The organism is Bacteroides neonati (assembly GCF_000499785.1).
Taxonomy (GTDB): Bacteria; Bacteroidota; Bacteroidia; order Bacteroidales; family Bacteroidaceae; genus Bacteroides; species Bacteroides neonati.
The window spans coordinates 1,375,997-1,393,238 of record NZ_HG726020.1 but is presented as its reverse complement, the minus strand read 5'-3'; the positions used below and the strand labels follow the sequence as shown (position 1 = coordinate 1,393,238).

12 protein-coding genes are annotated in these 17,242 nt (G+C 44.0%); all 12 read left to right on the top strand.

Annotated features, from left to right (window positions below; genetic code table 11):
* The first annotated feature begins 255 nt into the window (after positions 1–255).
* The 12 genes from TY03_RS08715 (at position 256) to TY03_RS08660 (ending at position 16,977) form a co-directional block, all read left to right on the top strand.
* Positions 256–1,416: an OmpA family protein gene (locus TY03_RS08715; RefSeq protein ID WP_394330883.1), complete on the top strand. Its 1,161-nt coding sequence runs from the start codon at positions 256–258 to the stop codon at positions 1,414–1,416.
* 58 nt (positions 1,417–1,474) lie between these two features.
* A complete protein-coding gene (locus TY03_RS08710) occupies positions 1,475–2,704 on the top strand; it encodes a FimB/Mfa2 family fimbrial subunit (protein WP_042369358.1) in 1,230 nt (409 codons plus the stop codon).
* A gap of 78 nt (positions 2,705–2,782) precedes the next feature.
* The gene (locus TY03_RS08705) at positions 2,783–3,694 is read left to right on the top strand and encodes a FimB/Mfa2 family fimbrial subunit (RefSeq protein WP_042369356.1); all 912 of its coding nucleotides are present in this window, start codon (positions 2,783–2,785) and stop codon (positions 3,692–3,694) included.
* Between the two features lie 26 nt (positions 3,695–3,720).
* Positions 3,721–4,317 carry a DUF3575 domain-containing protein gene (locus TY03_RS08700; protein WP_042369354.1) on the top strand — a complete coding sequence of 199 codons (597 nt, stop codon included), beginning with the start codon at positions 3,721–3,723 and terminating at the stop codon, positions 4,315–4,317.
* A 4-nt stretch (positions 4,318–4,321) separates the two neighbouring features.
* On the top strand, positions 4,322–6,193 hold the full coding sequence (locus TY03_RS08695; protein ID WP_230201928.1) for an OmpA family protein: 1,872 nt from the start codon (positions 4,322–4,324) through the stop codon (positions 6,191–6,193).
* 22 nt (positions 6,194–6,215) lie between these two features.
* The gene (locus TY03_RS08690) at positions 6,216–8,678 is read left to right on the top strand and encodes a Calx-beta domain-containing protein (RefSeq protein WP_042368958.1); all 2,463 of its coding nucleotides are present in this window, start codon (positions 6,216–6,218) and stop codon (positions 8,676–8,678) included.
* 82 nt (positions 8,679–8,760) lie between these two features.
* A complete protein-coding gene (locus TY03_RS08685) occupies positions 8,761–11,229 on the top strand; it encodes a BACON domain-containing protein (RefSeq protein ID WP_042368956.1) in 2,469 nt (822 codons plus the stop codon).
* 33 nt (positions 11,230–11,262) lie between these two features.
* Entirely contained in the window at positions 11,263–12,975 is a 1,713-nt protein-coding gene (locus TY03_RS08680; protein WP_042369351.1) for a FimB/Mfa2 family fimbrial subunit, read from the top strand.
* A 12-nt stretch (positions 12,976–12,987) separates the two neighbouring features.
* Entirely contained in the window at positions 12,988–13,338 is a 351-nt protein-coding gene (locus TY03_RS08675) for a hypothetical protein (protein ID WP_042368954.1), read from the top strand.
* A gap of 99 nt (positions 13,339–13,437) precedes the next feature.
* A complete protein-coding gene (locus tag TY03_RS08670; protein ID WP_042368952.1) occupies positions 13,438–15,597 on the top strand; it encodes an alpha-N-acetylglucosaminidase in 2,160 nt (719 codons plus the stop codon).
* 74 nt (positions 15,598–15,671) lie between these two features.
* Positions 15,672–16,379 carry a hemerythrin domain-containing protein gene (locus TY03_RS08665; RefSeq protein ID WP_042368951.1) on the top strand — a complete coding sequence of 236 codons (708 nt, stop codon included), beginning with the start codon at positions 15,672–15,674 and terminating at the stop codon, positions 16,377–16,379.
* On the top strand, positions 16,369–16,977 hold the full coding sequence (locus tag TY03_RS08660; protein ID WP_042368950.1) for a response regulator transcription factor: 609 nt from the start codon (positions 16,369–16,371) through the stop codon (positions 16,975–16,977). Before TY03_RS08665 ends, TY03_RS08660 begins: the two co-directional genes overlap by 11 nt.
* Positions 16,978–17,242 lie beyond the last annotated feature (265 nt).

Sequence of the window (17,242 nt, the reverse complement as noted above, 5' to 3'; positions counted from 1 at the left end):
AAGATCAAAAAATAATCAAAAAAAAACAATAAGGGATGCGTCACCCTCTTTTTTAGGAGAGTGAAACTGGGTTTCGTACAGGTTGACTATAACTTGTACTGTACCATGATTGTAATATGTCGCATTTATGGTCATATTATGGCCTTTTATTTTGCGAATCTCCGTTACCTACAAAGTAACGGAGGTTCACAAAATAAAAAATGCGATTTATGTTATCCATTACGTATTCATAATTAATCTATTAAAGACATGAAACTGAAAACAAAGACAACTTACTTACTACTGGCCTTATTGGGCATAGGAACTGGTGCTGTAGAAGCTCAGACATCGACAACATCCGATAAATACAAAGTAGAGACCAATTCCTTTTGGGATAATTGGTTTATACAAGTCGGCGGAGGCGGACAGGTTTATTTTGGTGATGGTGATAGTCAAGGAAGTTTCGGCAAGCGTATTGCCCCTGCGCTTGACATCGCTGTTGGTAAATGGTTTACTCCCGGATTAGGACTTCGCTTGGAGTATAGCGGTTTACAAATCAAAGGTTTCGGTTATATTCCGGGTAGTTATGCTACAGGCGCCAGAAATGCCAAAGGTGCGTATGCCCAGCAGTGGGATGTAGCACATATGCATGGCGATATCTTATTTAATGTTTCCAATGTGCTTTTTGGGTATAATGAAAAGCGCGTGTACAATTTCATTCCTTATGTAGGTGTGGGCGTGATGCACTCTTGGGACAAACCTAAGACGAATGAACTGGCAGCTACCGTGGGTTTAATCAATCAGTTCCGCCTTTCGTCGGCCTTTTCGTTAAACCTCGAGGCCAGAGGTACATTGTTGCACGACCGTTTCGATTCTGAAGTAGGTGGCAATGGTAAGGAAGGCTTACTTGCAGTGACTGCGGGTCTTACCTATCGTTTCAAACAACGTGGGTGGACTTCGGGCGGCAAGGTGGTATCCACAGGTATCAGCGAAGAAGAGATGCGTCGTGTTCGTGAGCAATTGGCAGCTGCCGATAGAGAAAAACAGGCGCTACAGAATGCTTTGGATGAAGCTCGCAGAAAGCCGGCTCAAACAATTGTGGAGAAAGAATTTGTAGGCACGTCGCGCATTATCGTCTTCCCATTGGGTAAGAGCACGTTGAGTAAGCAAGGACGGGTGAATCTGGAATATTATGCTAAGGCTATAAAGAACGCTCCGGCCGATAAGGTATTTACGATCGTGGGCTATGCCGACAATAAGACCGGTAGTGATGCCATTAATATGCGTTTGAGCAAGGAACGCGCAGAGGCTGTTCGTGACACTTTGGTGAAAGAATTCGGTGTCAATCCTTCTCAGTTACGGATTGAGTACAAAGGTGGAGTTGATAATATGTTCTACGATGATGCAGCACTTAGCAGAGCAGTGATTGTTGATTAAGACAAATATAAAAAAACAAGAGAGAACTATGTTACAAGTATCAATTAAAAAAAGTTTTATGAAAAAGAAATCATTTTTATTGTGGTCTCTATTATTGGTGGGTTTGTCAATGACTGCCTGCAGTGACAAGAACGAAGTACCCGGTACGGAAGATGGTGAGAAGTCTAGTTTTACCATTAAGTTAGCACTTCAAAATTCGAACACGAACACAAGGGCACCGCAGTCTACGGCTATTCCGGCTACTTCATGGAGCAACATTCATCAGGTACAGTTGTTCTTGTATGATGCTGCCAATACGGTCCGTTTCTCGGATGTGATTACTCCATCCGCTACTCAGTCTACATTTACTTATACCGATGTACCTGTTGGTACCTATACGGTTGTGTTAGTAGCCAATGCTAAGAGTTCGACAGATCCTGTTGTGACCTCTCTGGATAATGGGGCTACGGCTGCCGAGTGGACTAAATGGACAGTGCGTCAGAAGTTGGCTACCGGTATGCTGATTAAGCAGAAAACCGGCACTTTCCCTGCTTTTTTGGGGAGTGCACTAGCGGCGAAAACAGCTTATGTTGAACCGTCTGAAGTGTTTATGGGAGAAGCAACCGGTGTGACTATCACCGCCAACACTACTACGACAGTACCTGCTATCACTTTGAAAAGAGAAGTCTCTTTGATGCGTTTGCGCTTGAATGTCAAAGATGGTGATGGCGTAGTAAATGAAAATGTAGACAAAGGTGTAGACTTTGCACAAGATGCCTCTATCTTGCTTCATCGCTTACCCGATAATATGAAAATTCTTGCTGGCAACGCCGGTGGTGTAAGTGCTACTTCATCAACTGACAACATCTTGTCTATTTCCGGAGCCGATGTATTTAAAACAGCCGATCCTACTACGGGTTATGCTCCTACAACCATTCTTGGTGGCAACTTCACTATGTGGAGAGATATTGTTGTATTTCCGAACAACGGAGGTCGTGCAAATAATAGTGCTACTACAGGCTTGGCTACTGCTGCACAACAGTATTTCATTGTTGTATCGGGCAAAGGTAAAGTTGGACATATTCTTGCCAATGGTACGGCTTTGACAGCAGAAACTACTGTGTATTGGTCGGGTGTAGTGAAAGAGAACTTTATTCCGAATGTAATTCGCGAGGTAAACCTGACTTTGCAAACCGGAGGTACTACGGAGGTTCCGGTGAATCCTACCGAATATGGTGGTCTTACTATCACTGTTAGCGCTCCTGCTCCATGGGATAGCAACATTGTTGATTCTAACATCATATTATAAAGTAACTTATGTTCAGTTCCGGGGTGTGTAGGGTGTTGCTTATATGCCCCGGTAACACGAATGAATAAACCACAACGCATGAGACAAAACAGGCTTCTCATTGTATTATATACCTATATTACAGTCTGCCTTTCGTTCACGTCGTGTACGTATGATTATTTTGAGGACGAAACTAACTACATTGTTTTTGTGCCCGAAATTGTAGACAAAACCATCAGTGATTGCCGTGTGATGGTTTACAACGACGCAGGAGTATTGGTGAAGGCTCGTTATGCTTCTTCTCCGTGGGACAAAGATCCCCGCATTGCTATGGGGCAATTCAGCTTTCGTTTACCTCCCGGCGGTTATAAGGTATATTGCTACACCAACACCGACAGTCTTTCGTTTGTAGACTCACCATCCTTGGAGCAGTCTGCCTTTACACTGAAAGAAAGTGTGTTCGGTGTGTCGGCCTATGCCCAGCCCCCAGATCTGTTCTTTCAGAAATTCACTCCATCAATTGTTCACTCGGGCTATCTCTATGTAGATACCCTACACGCTCAAAGGTATACAGGGCGCATTACGATACGCTTTAAAAACTTTCCCGGTAATGTGTCTGAAATTACTAATGTTCAGCTATTGGCCGAAGGAGTGGCCACCAAACAACATCTGAAAGACGATACACTCGCCACACGCTTATCGACTAGCGATGTGATGTACCATTCGGACAAGATTCCATCGCAGTCCGATCCTCGTATTCTGGAAATAGATCATCGTTATTTTCCCAGTATTCAAGATGAGCATATACGGTTGAACCTCACTTTCTTGAATGCCGGTGGAGGCATCGTGAGCAGTATGCCCGTAGAGGTGACGGATAAACAGACCGGAACCCCGCTGAGATTACTTCATGGCCAACGAATTATTATCGAAATCGACTCTTATACTATTGTTAAGATGTCGATTGTTGGTTGGAATGAAGATATTCAGAGTGGAGATACAGACTTGGAATAATATATAGAATGAATAATAGAATGAAAATAAAATCAATGATACGATACCTTCTGGCTGTTGCTTTTTTAGGCTGTCTGGCCCTCAGAGCAGAGGCACAGAGTGTAAAGGTGAACATTCCCTTTTGGTTGACAGGTTCGCCCAATGTAGGTATAGAATACACCTTGACACGTCAGCTGACTATTAATGGTGAGGTGCTGTGGATGCCTTATATGTTTAAGAAAAATGAAGAGGTCTTTCGGGCGTTGCAGGCCAGTGTTGATCTGCGCTACTACGTCAATCCGAGAAACTTCTACACCAACGACTCGTGGGATGGTTTTTACGTGGGACCCTATGCCATGTATGGCAACTTCAATATAGGACTCTTGGAGCATGGCGATCCGTTGCAAAGTTATCGGCGCAAGGGATGGGGAGTATCCGGAGGTATATCCACCGGTTATAAGTTTGCATTTGGCAACCGCTGGGGACTGGACTTAAATCTTGGTCTTGGATATGCTCATCTGCAATACGATAAGTTCAATTTGGGCGGAGAGTATGTACATTTTCCGTTGGAACGAAAGAATACAAAAAGTTGGATCGGGCCCACCAAGTTTGGTGTGAGCATGACCTATAATATATTCCGTTAATGATATGGATAAAAAAGTTGCTGAAATGATAAGGAAGAAGTTACAGATTCTACTGGCGGCTACTCTGTTTATCTCGTTTATAGGAGGAAGCACTCTCTCCATAGCGCAGGAGCGGAAGTTAAGCCGAATAGAAAGGCGAGCCGATCGCAACTTTATCAGGCAAAAGTTTGATAAAGCGATGGGGCAATACGAAACTGCTATCCAACGAGAAACAGACAACAACCACCGGGCAGCTCTGCATCTGAAGGCCGCGCGTCTGTACTTTATGGTACGCGACTATGCTTTTGCCGAGCAGCATTATGCCCAAGCAATGGAGCTTCGGGGCGATTTGCTATTGGTAGACGATGTGTGTAATTACGTAGATGCGCTTCGTTTTCAAGGAGAAATGCGTAGAGCCGAAGCAGTGTGTCTGAACAATGCTTATAAAGATATATATAGTCGTTATCAGCGCTACCAGAATACGCTTGAGGCACTTTCAATGAGGCATTTTATAAAAGATGATCCCGGCTTTTCGGCTACTAGACTGGGGCTTAACACGACGAACGCAGAGTTCTGGGTAGGAAATTATGGCGAACAACCCTTTTATGCTACAAGTTATAGTCAATTAAACGATCCGGGCAAAATATTCTTTCATCGCTCACACTATTATGAATTGCATGAAAGTAATACTCCGGGAGAATCTTCGCAGAAAACTCCCCGTTATTATGACTATTTCCGTCGCATCCCGGCCGATCTTCAGAATGGTCCCGTAGCCTTTACACCCGATATGCAGAAAATGGTCGCTACGGTGATTACCTATAATAAGAAAAGAGCAACGGTGGAGGTGGCAGATAAGAACCTTCGTCCGTTTTGTACCCAGTTGTTTTATTCTACCTTAAAAAACAATAAGCATCGCTTTACTAAATACGAACCTATCTTTCCGCAGGAAGCCACGGCTTCTTATGCACATCCGTTCCTGCTTGAGGATGGAAAAACGTTACTATTTACTTCCGATCGCCCGGGTGGATATGGTGGATTCGATCTTTACTTATCTCGCTATGATGAGTACACAAATTCATGGGGCGTACCGGTTAACTTAGGCCCTGAGGTGAATACCGAAGGAGATGAGATTTCTCCAGTGCTTTACAAAGGGCGATTGCTGTTTGCTTCTAACGGCTTGCCCGGATTCGGTGGCTACGATCTTTTCAGTGCTGCTTATGATAAAGAAGGGGTGGTTCCCGGCAGTATCAACCATTTTCCTGCTCCGGTCAATTCGGTTTACAATGATTACTATATGTGTCCGTTGAGTTTGCGTACGGCTTACTTCGTCTCGGATCGTGAACAGGGTTCCAAAGACGATTTGTACTATCTGCAAACAACCGATGAACTGGGTATTCAGCAGGGGCTTCCGTTTTATGGTATGAGTGAACAGGCTGCCATTTTGGGTGGTCAGCTACTATTAAGCGGAATGACAGAAACCGCTAAGCCCGAATCGGTAGGATTGAAAGAGTATGCACCGGAAGGATTGCTGATGACGCTTTATTTCGATTTTGATTCTGCCGAGCTAACGAGCGAGTCATTTCGGTTATTGCAGAATTTTGTATCGGAAATGGGCGGTTATCGTTTTAATGAGTTAGTATTCGATGGCTTCGCCGATGAAATAGGTAGCGATGCCTATAATTATGCGCTGTCTGAGCGCAGAGCCCGGAAGGTATCCGATTTTTTACGAAACAACGGAATTTCGGGACAGTTTAGTATTTACGGACGTGGACGTATAAAACTCTCAACCGATGAAATTAAAGAAGAGGTTGGTTCTTCTTATTGGATGGAGAGAGGCATTGATTGGATACAGGTAAACCGTCGTGCAAGACGCGTTGAAATATATAATAAGCGATAGATAATTAAAAAGTAAACGATATATGGAGAATACAAAAATTCATAGAGTGTTGATGTTGTTTTTATTGGGCATCTTGGCATACTTGCCAATGAAAGCACAGTATATGCCGGTAGTTTTTGATAAGAGCTATGGCACAAACAACAAAATACAGCAAGTTTGCCTGCTAGCCGGTGACGAAGTAGCAATGATAGGCAAAGAGGGACAGAAATATAATCTCACCTGGGCCGATCGTGTGGGAGAGGTTGTTTTCTCGCTTCCGCTTATCGGATTCACTACGGTGAACCAAGTGAAGGAATTGGATGATAATAAACTTTTGCTGGTGGGGCAGTCTGTTGTGAACAATGCCAAAGGACGAAAAGGAATCACCTTAAGCGGAAGAGCGGTGATTATAGACCGTGGTGGTAAAATGGCTTTAAATCTATATATAGGTTCGCAAGGTAGCGACCTGTTGAATGGGGCATTGCTCCGAAGCGGCTCGCTGATGCTGTCGGGTACAGAGCCTATGGGTACTAATGGCCGGCAAGGAGTTATTTTGAAAGTCGATAAAGCAGGCAAAGTACTCTACGAATATAAGCATGCAGAGAGCGGATATTGTGATCTGTTTGACGTGTTGGGCAATAGTACTGAATATGTATGTGCCGCTTTCTCGGCAGGTAAGGAGAAGGAAAAAGCTGCCATCGTTCGTTTGGATGATAAAGGAAAACCGTTCTATATTACGACACTTCCTTCCGGTCAGTTTAAAGTAACCGGTATGCAGGCTAATATCAACGATGGTTCTGTTATAGTAATTGGCAACGCTACAGCAAATGGCGGTATTGTTTATAAACTTCGTCCCGAAGGAGATATCGTTTTTGCGAAAACATTGATACCTACTACCCAAGAAGGGGTGGCAAATCTTAACCACTTGATGGTGGGGCGCAATGGCAATATTTTAGTGGGAGGAAGCGGAAGTAGGGGACATTATGCCTTATTGCGCAATGATGGAACATCTCTTTACTCAGGCAGCAGCAATGGTGGTGTGCGTGGTATGGGAATGAACCCGGTGACGGGCGAGTCGGTAGTGACTACCTACGATGTAAATGGACGTCGTGGAACGTTTGTGAGGATCTCTGCAACTGGGAAAGCAGAGTTCGACCGTACCGTAGACGGTAATTTTGATCAGGCGAAAGTGTTTAATAACGGCGAGGTACTTCTGCTCTCTTCCGATGAAGGGCGTATTAGTATGTATTCTGCTCAGGGCGAAAAGGAGTTTGACCGTTACATCACAGACAATAAACCTACTATTTTTAAACAAGCATTGACAGCAGCATCCGGAGAGGTGGTATTCGTAGATGCAAGCAATCGGTTAGTAAAGTTAGGACATGGACTTTATGTTTCGGATGTGAAGATCACCAAACCAGTGAACGGTACGGCTACAGCTGTATTTACCGTTACACTGACAGGGTATGCCACTACCAAAGAAGGAGCACCCATACCGGTAAATGTGGATTATACCACGCGTGAGTTGTCGGCCACTACAGCTTCCAACTTTACGCCGGTCAAGGGCAAACTCTCCTTTACGCCTTCGCCTGGAACGGCAGACCGGTATTTGGTTAAACAAGATATTGAGGTGCCCGTAAAAGCAAACGATTTGATTGAAGGTAGTAAGGAGTTTGAACTCAATCTATCGGCAGTGCAGTATAGCTATCTGGTAAAACCGGCGGGTAAGGCTGTGATCGAAGACCAGCAGTCATTGGTTAAATTGATACGTACTGAAAAAGGAGAAGAGGGTGGTCAAGATATTCTGTATGAGTTAGGACTGTTTAAGACTGATGGAACCCCATTGACTAATGCCACAGGAGCGCATATTGTTGTCGATGGAATCTATGGAGAAGGCACTGCCGATGCACTCGACTTTGACAAAGGGCTGACCCCTCGTGTGGTATTCGAAAATGGTCGACAAAAGGGTTTGTTCTATGCCAAAACGCTCGAAGACACGCGCTACGAACTGCCTAAAACGGTGGTGGTCAACTTCAATAAGATTCATAACCTAAGCGGATCGAATGTCTCTTTCGATGGTGAGTTATTGAGTTGTAGCGGCATGGTAATTGATCAGCCGGCTAAGATAGCTATTGCTTCTCTGGGCGATCATCGTGTTAATAACAATGTGGTTTCGGGCTTCTTTACCGTTTCACTGTTGCGTGCTTCGGATGGGGCTTTGCAAACGAATGCCACTGGAAGTGACGTGATTGTTAACTGTGTGCCGGTATCTGAGGCAACAGCCAAAGAGGGTAAGGATTATGTATTCACGAATTTGCACGAACTGCGTATCAGTGGCGATGGAAATCATAGCTCTGCCAATGTGAATGGTGTGGTACTTTTCAGTACGGATACTCTTGAAAAACAGGTGAAACTGAATATTAAGTCGGTTAATCAACCTGTTGGTGCACAACCGGTGGGAGTCTCGGAGGCAGAGCGTTCGGCCGAGTTTACCATTAGGAAATAAGTCTGTTAGAATGTCGAAACGTTTGTAATCGAAGGTTCTGACAAATCATAGAATAACGGTTTTGAATGAAAAAGAAAGAACGATGACAGGAAAATATAAAACATTATGGAGCATGTCTCTGCTTGTTGTACTGGCCTGGGCTTGTGCCGACGAGAAAGAAGTATCTGGCGAAAAGGTATGGGATACATCGCTGACTTTCAATATGACGAGAGCACCGGAAGCTGTTATCAATAACACGCAGGTTTATCTATTCGATGGAGAGGGGGCAGCTGTGAACCAGTTCCGTCAAAAGATACCCGACATCACTTATGCTCCGGATCGCTTGAAGATGCCTGTTGCTGCAGGTACTTGGAACATCGCTTTAGTGAGTGCCGAGGCAGACATTAACGGACAGATTATATCTCCCATTAGAGGGCAAGATCGTAATGTATTGAAAATGTGGGAGACAACTCCTGTTTCCGGTATATTGCCTGCTGTGCCTGAGCTACGTACGGCTTACCTGAGTGGACAGCATATTTTGGCAGGACAGGAGAATGTATCATCCGAGACAGCCCTTTTGTCGCGTAATGTGGCACTGGTCAAAGTAGTAATAGCCGATGCCGGCGGCTTGGATGTGAATGGAACACATACATTCAAATTGACGCAGGTGCCCACTACGCTTAATTGGAATGGTGGCTTATATCCCGACCGGAATCAGCCAACGGTAAGTACCGAACCCATGATCGGATCCTTTCAGGTACGAAACAATCCGACTCAAGTGGGTCATCAGTTAAGCGATACACTGCGTTTTGTGATTCCGGCGCATAAGGGAAGCGACTATTTGAGTGCACAGCCTATCGATACGACTACGCATAACTTACGGCTGAGTGTGGATTTGGCTTGTGATGGCGGAACCCGTTTTGAGAAAACAGATGTAATCATTCCCCGGGTGCCTCGTGTAAATGGCATTTTACTGGTACGTCTGTTTCTGGGTGGGAAGCTTGATGTGACTACCGAAATACTTGATTGGGTCGATACGCAGATTAACGCTGATTTATCGCAAACACAGCTTTTTACGGATAAAACCTCCATTAATCTTTCTTTCAAAGATACGCTTCATGTTAATACGAATGCGGAGACTTATACGGTTTCGAAAGCTCCGGATGCAGCTTGGATTACCTCTGTGAGGAAACTGGACGGTAATGCAGTTGAGATAACGGCCGATATTAACACCTATGTGGATAATAACCCGCGTACCTCTTATATTACTATTAAGGCAAATAATGTAACCAAAAAGATACCGGTAACCCAGCGCCCAGATAAGGGAACGATAAAGATCGACGTGCACAAGCTCGTATTGTGTCCTAATCTTCATCAAACGGGTTCAATCAATGTAACCAGTGTGGGAGGAGGATGGAAGTTTTTGGCTACTACTCCTAAAGCAAGTGCGAGTGTTCAAAATGGAGTAGCAGGAACAACCCCTGTGACGTTTACTCGTTCGTCAACGACCAATGTGAGCAATTTCGATACGTATTATGGAGATGCCCAGTTGGTAGTCAAGAATACGACAACACTCGATACGGATACGCTTTCATTACTCAACTGCTTCATTTATATGGATCAGAATACAATCAATGCAGCCTCACCTACAGGGACTGCACAGACTGCCGTGACTAATTCGCAGGATATATCGGTATATGGTGGTAATCGTAATCTTGTGTTCGATTCATGGAGCAGTTGGATACATTCGGGTATTGTTTGGAGCAATGCTTCGCAGACGCTGACTATGACTACCGATCGGGAACTTAATGATGAACCGCGTGAAGGCTTTCTGACATTTCATCATGCCGAATGTCCCGACTATTCTGTTACTGCCAAGGTTTATCAGGATATTATTGTAACCATTCCTGCATTTGATTTCTTTGTCTTGAAGTTTAAATGGCTCGGAGATGATGTGGACATTGCAGTGGAGTTTGCCGGTAATAACTTATCGGGAAATGGTACCAACAATACTACTTACGATAAGCATCCCGTTGGTTGGAGCTTTACCTCAGCTGTTACTTACAATGCCCGACAGCTATTGCAATGGGGTGGTGATGCTACTGGAGGACAAGGAGAAACGACTTTCTTTAATGCGCCGGTGCTCGAAGGTGATGCCAATTCACCCCGAAAGATTAAGTTGGATGTGTATGCTACTTGGTACACCGCCGGAAGGGCTCCGGATAAAATGACCTTCACCATGACTGCCTATAAAGGAGGTACAATGGTGCAGAGTGGTACCAACTTCAATAATAATGGTGGAGAGAAGTTATATGATCAGGGACATTCTGTAATGATTACAACAACCAAAGGAAATAGTACTTATGCTACCGGAGGATATACCAAAGTGGCTACCATTACCTATGACCGAGTGAAACACTCTGCTTCTGTCAGTGTATGGGCGGGTATAGCTGCACGGAGTACACGCGCAGCAGAATCGGTTAACATACCTCTTCGGCCGGAAGTGAAACCCTATTGGTTGCCTACTATTGTGCATACCTATTCGGATGACTATAGGGGGGAGCGAAAATAGAATTAAATTTGAATAATGAAACAGGTATATAGCATGAAAATAAAACTGAGTATACTAATAAGCATCGTGTGTTTCCTGCTTACTTCGTGCAAAAGCAGCGAAGACAATGAGACCGGCAAAACCTCTTATGGGAAGGTTGAAGTAGCCTTTTCTGTGAATCTGCCTCAGCCCGAACCGGTACATGTCTATACTCGTACGGGTACTCCTTATACGGATACTGACATTAAAAACATGGATGTACTGGTGTTTGATAAGGACGGCAAATTTATGAACCGCTACAAAGTAGAGACGGCCGATCTGGGAACAATTGTAGGAGGTGTCAGCTTTTCAGTACGATTGGATGCCACGCCCGATAAACGTATCATCCACTTGGTGGCAAATGGGCGTACGCCTGACGGTATGACGGATCGTCTGAACTTTGCGAGCCTTGTTCCGGGAGCATCTGAGCTTGCAGCTATCTCTTCGTTGCAGACAGCTTCGCTCAGCACTGTGAATACAGGTGCAGGAACCCTATTATCTAATGTGATGCCGCTAGTTATGTGGGGACGCTCTGTTCTTAATGGAATTAGTGTGGTGACTAAAGCGGAGGGAGTCAAGCTATTGCGAGCTGTCGCATGTGTGCAAGTGCGTAAGGGGACTGCACAGGCGGGAAATGGATTGAACGACCTGACGCTCCAAGGCATCACGGTACACAACGGTGCGTGTCACGGATTTCTTGCCCCTGCAGACTGTACGGGCGATGTTGCTACTCCCGGCATCGCTCACCCCGCTACGGATGGTCCTTACCTTGACTATCAAAAAGGGTGGAGCAATGGCACGGAGCCTATTCTATATATCTATGAACGGAACTGCACAAAGACTGATTATATGAGTGTGATTCTTTCCGCTCAATATAAAGGGCAACTGGGTTATTATAAGATAGTAATGACCGATGCACAAGGAACTCCGGTAAATATCGTGCGCAATCATCGATATATAGTGACAATTACCCAAGTAACCGGTCCGGGTTATGCGGATGTGCAGACGGCTGTAGCTTCGGCACCCTCTAACTCACTAAAGGTGGAGCTGACCGACGAGGATATAGATTTTCCTATCCTTGTAGCCGATGGGCAATACTTAATGGGACTGTCGAACAATAGTTTCGACCTGTATGGTGCGGCAACGGAAACGGCGGATATGGTAACCGTCTTTTCTAGTCGTGGAGTGCAACCGGTGGTTCGTATTCCGGCAGACTGTAACTGGTTGCAGACTTCGGTTACTTCGTTGGGAGGAAATAAGTATAAGATAACGGGCATTTTCAGTCCGGTAGTTACATCGGTACAAACCACGCTGACTCTTGTCTGCGATAATCTATCGCAGGAAGTTCGTGTAGGATGGAATCCGTCGATCTCTAACATGAAAAACACCAATTCATTTGTAATTGATTTGTTACGTACCGAAGATCGAAATTGGGAAATAAAAATATTCTCTCCTCGTGACTTGTCGAAAGCAATCCTGCATTCGACATTATCGACTCCCGGTGCATTGCCGGGAGCGATAGGCGGAGGGGTATTTGAACTAACCAGTAAGTACAGCTCGCATGCTTATCTGCATGTGCGTAACTACGGTGCTGAATATCCTAATACCCATTCTACTGCAGGTCGATCAATGGAGTTGGTGCAACTCCGTATGACGGCTTCTAACAGTGGGTTAACCTCATCACGCAGGATAGTAATAGCTCAATTTCTAGAACCACTCACCAATTAATATTAGTATGAAATGGATCTTGAAGAAATGCTGCAAAATGAAAAACAAAATGTTGGATGCATTTTTCTGTACCAGGAAGAGGGGGCATGGTATGCATATGAGCGTTCCGCTTTCTACTGCTATTCTCTGCTGGGAATCGTTGATATAGATTGGCTCCCTTCTTCTGTTACAGTAGGAGAGGAAATTATTAGGGTTCGGGTATCGGAACCGGATAAGTTTTTATGTACTTCGTTGTTGAAACTTTTAAAGAAGCGAAAAAGCGAATATGTCATTTTATGTAAAATTTCCTGTGGGGGATTTTATTATTGGCGTGAAGTGCAAAAAATGAAATGTCAGATACTATGGGGCATAAAAGTGAAGTGATACTGCTCTTTTTTGGGGTAAAAAGAATAGAAATAGATAGATAATCGTTATTTTTGTGATTTGAAAAAGCCTTTTTAATAACAAACACATCATACGATTATGAAAAAACTCATTTGCTTTGCTGCGCTATGCATCTGTATCCTCTTTTATTCATCCGCATCACCGCTTACAGGACTGTTGGAGCGTATAGACAAGGGCGCTTCCAGAAAATTCATTATTGAACAGGTCAAATCCGATACGGATTTCTTCGAACTCGATCAACGTGGCGATAAAGTGGTGATTCGCGGTAATAACGCCGTGAGTCTGGCTACCGGTCTGAATTGGTATTTAAAGTATCATGCCGGCATTCACTTATCGTGGAACGGAATGAAAGCCCGTTTGCCCGAAACTCTTCCTGCCGTGCTTCAAAAAGAGCGACACGAAACGTCGTTGCGGCATCGTTATGATTTGAATTACTGTACTTTTTCGTACTCTATGGCTTTCTGGGACTGGGAGCGTTGGGAGCAAGAGATAGACTGGATGGCACTGCACGGCATCAACTTGCCACTGGCGCTTACAGGTGCAGAAACCGTATGGTATAACGTACTAAAGAAGTTGGGGTATAGTCCGACGGAAATTAATCAATTCATTTCCGGACCAGGCTTTTTTGCCTGGTGGTTGATGAATAACCTCGAAGGATGGGGCGGACCCAACCCAGATAGCTGGTATAAACAGCAGGTGGTACTGCAAAAGAAAATATTGAAACGTATGCGCGAATACGGCATCGAACCCGTACTACCCGGATATGCTGGGATGGTTCCAAACAATGCCCATGAAAAATTAGGTATTCAGGTATCCGACCCAGGTGTTTGGTGCGGATATACTCGCCCGGCTTTTATACAACCCACTGATCCACGCTTTGAAGAAATAGCTAACCTATATTACAAAGAAATGGAGAAACTCTTTGGTAAGGCTAATTACTATGCCATCGATCCCTTTCACGAAGGAGGTAGTGTATCTGGGGTTGATCTGGATGCAGCAGGAAAAGCCATTATGAAAGCTATGAAGACAGCTAACTCTAGGGCTGTATGGGTGGTACAGGCATGGCAAGCTAATCCGCAACCAGCTATGATTGATAATTTGAAAAAAGGAGATATGTTAGTCCTCGATCTTTTTAGTGAAGGTCGTCCGCAATGGGGAGATCCTGCTTCAAGTTGGTATCGTAAGCAAGGGTATGGTAAGCACGAGTGGGTATATTGCATGTTGCTTAACTACGGAGCCAATGTGGGCTTGCACGGTAAAATGGATTATGTTATTGACGGTTTCTATGACGCTAAAGCGCATGAGCATGCAGGTAGCACATTATCAGGAGTTGGTATGACTCCCGAAGGGATCGAAAACAATCCGGTGATGTACGAATTGGTCATGGAGTTGCCTTGGAGAGCCGAGCGTTTTGACAAGCAAACGTGGTTGTCAAACTATGTAACGGCACGCTATGGTTGCTCTGACTCGGTTTTACAACAAGCATGGCAGCTGTTAGGGCAATCTATTTATAATTGTCCAAAAGCTTCCACGCAACAAGGTACACAAGAGTCGGTGTTTTGTGCTCGTCCTGCTGAAGTAGTGAATCAAGTTTCGAGTTTTGCCGAAACGGCCGACTACTACGATCCGCAAGACGTTATCCGAGCTGCCGGGCTTATGGTATCGGTTGCCGATCAATATAGGGGAAACAATAATTTCGAATACGACCTTGTTGATATCCTTCGACAAGCGATTGCCGAAAAAGGTCGATTGATACAAAAAGCAGTAGCAGCTGCCTATCGGGCAGGAGATAAGCAAGTCTTTAAAGCTGCTTCCGATAGATTTCTGGATTTGATTCTGCTACAAGACGAGCTATTGGCAACACGCTCGGAATTTAGTGTAAGTAAATGGATAAACCAAGCACGATCCTTAGGAAATACTCCTGATGAGAAAAAACTTTACGAGTGGAATGCCCGTGTGCAGATAACAACATGGGGCAACCGTCATGCAGCCAACAACGGACAGTTACGTGACTATGCACACAAAGAATGGAGTGGAATACTCAAAGACCTTTACTATCAACGCTGGAAAGTATACTTCGATTCGATGCAACAGAAACTGGTCGGGAAATCTGTAAACGATATTGACTTTTATATAATGGAGGAAACGTGGGCTAATGCTTCGAACGTCTATCCATCCGCTGTGCAAGGTGATTGCGTATCGACTGCACAAAGGGTATATCAATCCGTTTTTAAATAATACCTACTTATAGTGATTGCGGATTTCCCAATAAATTCGTTCCTTTGTATGCGTAATTAAAACAATGACTATCGATGGATCAATTGCAGAAGTATAAGTCGACCGACAAGATGATGGATCTCATCAGCGATAATTATGCGCTGTTGCAGGTCATGAGTCGCTTTGGGGTATCGCTTGGTTTTGGTGATAAAACGGTGAAAGAAGTGTGTGAAATGAATGGAGTGGATTCCCGTACCTTTCTGGTAGTGGTTAATTTTATGGCCGAGGGGTTCTCGCGTATGAATACCGATGATCCCGATGCTATCTCTATTCCCGCATTGGTCGATTACCTGCGTCAGGCGCATACGTACTTTCTCGACTTCTGCCTGCCCGCTATCCGACGCAAATTGCTTGAAGCACTCGATTATTCCGAGAATGATGTTTCTTTTCTGATTCTTAAATTCTTTGATGAATACATGCATGCAGTACGTAAACATATGGAGTATGAGAATAAAACGGTATTCACTTATGTGGATGCGTTATTGCAAGGCAAGGTGCTTAAGAATTTTCAGATTAGTACATTCTCACAACACCACGATCAGGTGGGCGAAAGACTCACGGAGCTGAAGAATATCATTATCAAATATTGCCCTTCGACAGCTTCCAACTACCTGCTTCATGCGGCTCTCTTCGATATTTATGCTTGCGAAGAAGAACTTGAATCACATTCTCAGGTAGAAGACCTCTTGTTTGTTCCTGCTATTCTGAAATTGGAGAGGAGGGTACGCAACGATGAAAAGTAATGAAACTATTCGTATTGCGATAGCCGAAAACTCTGTCATTATTCGTAGCGGATTGGCATCAGCGCTGAAGCGATTGCCCAATCTTAAAGTACAAACTATTGAATTAGTTTCTGTTGAGGCATTGAGTGATTGTTTGCGGTCGCACTGTCCCGATATACTGATTGTAAATCCTGCTTTTGGCGATTACTTTGATGTGGCTCGATTTCGCGAAGAAATTGGTACGAAACGTATTCGTGTAGTGGCATTGGTCAGTTCTTTTATTGACGCATCTTTGCTTAGCAAATACGACGATTCTATCTCCATTTTCGATACCCTGGAGGTGTTGGGAACGAAAATGAATCACTTGCAAGATATTTCTCCTGTCGAACCAAACGATAATCAAGAGGTAATCAGCCAGCGTGAAAAGGAGATTGTGGTGTGTGTAGTTAAAGGAATGACGAATAAAGAAATAGCCGAAAAACTTTTTCTATCCATCCATACAGTGATTACCCACCGAAGGAATATTTCGAAGAAATTACAAATACATAGTGCGGCCGGATTGACTATCTATGCTATTGTAAATAAGCTAGTTGAGTTGAGTGATGTGAAGGATTTATAACTATAAAAGAATGTTATAAAAGTTAAAAGCGTTTGCGTGCACGAAAAGTTGTTGTATCTTTGCATCGCAGTTGAGAAATTGCTATTAGTTTAAAAGGTAAAAAAGAAATTTAAGGTATAAGTTTTAAAAAAAATAAGGTAATTAGAATTTATAAGGTATTTAAGAAAAAAACGTGGTATTAGGTTCCCTCAATAAGGAATAATAGTTTTAAGGTAAAAGATACAATTAAGGATAACAGAATAGGTCTATTGAAGTTTTTTAGGTA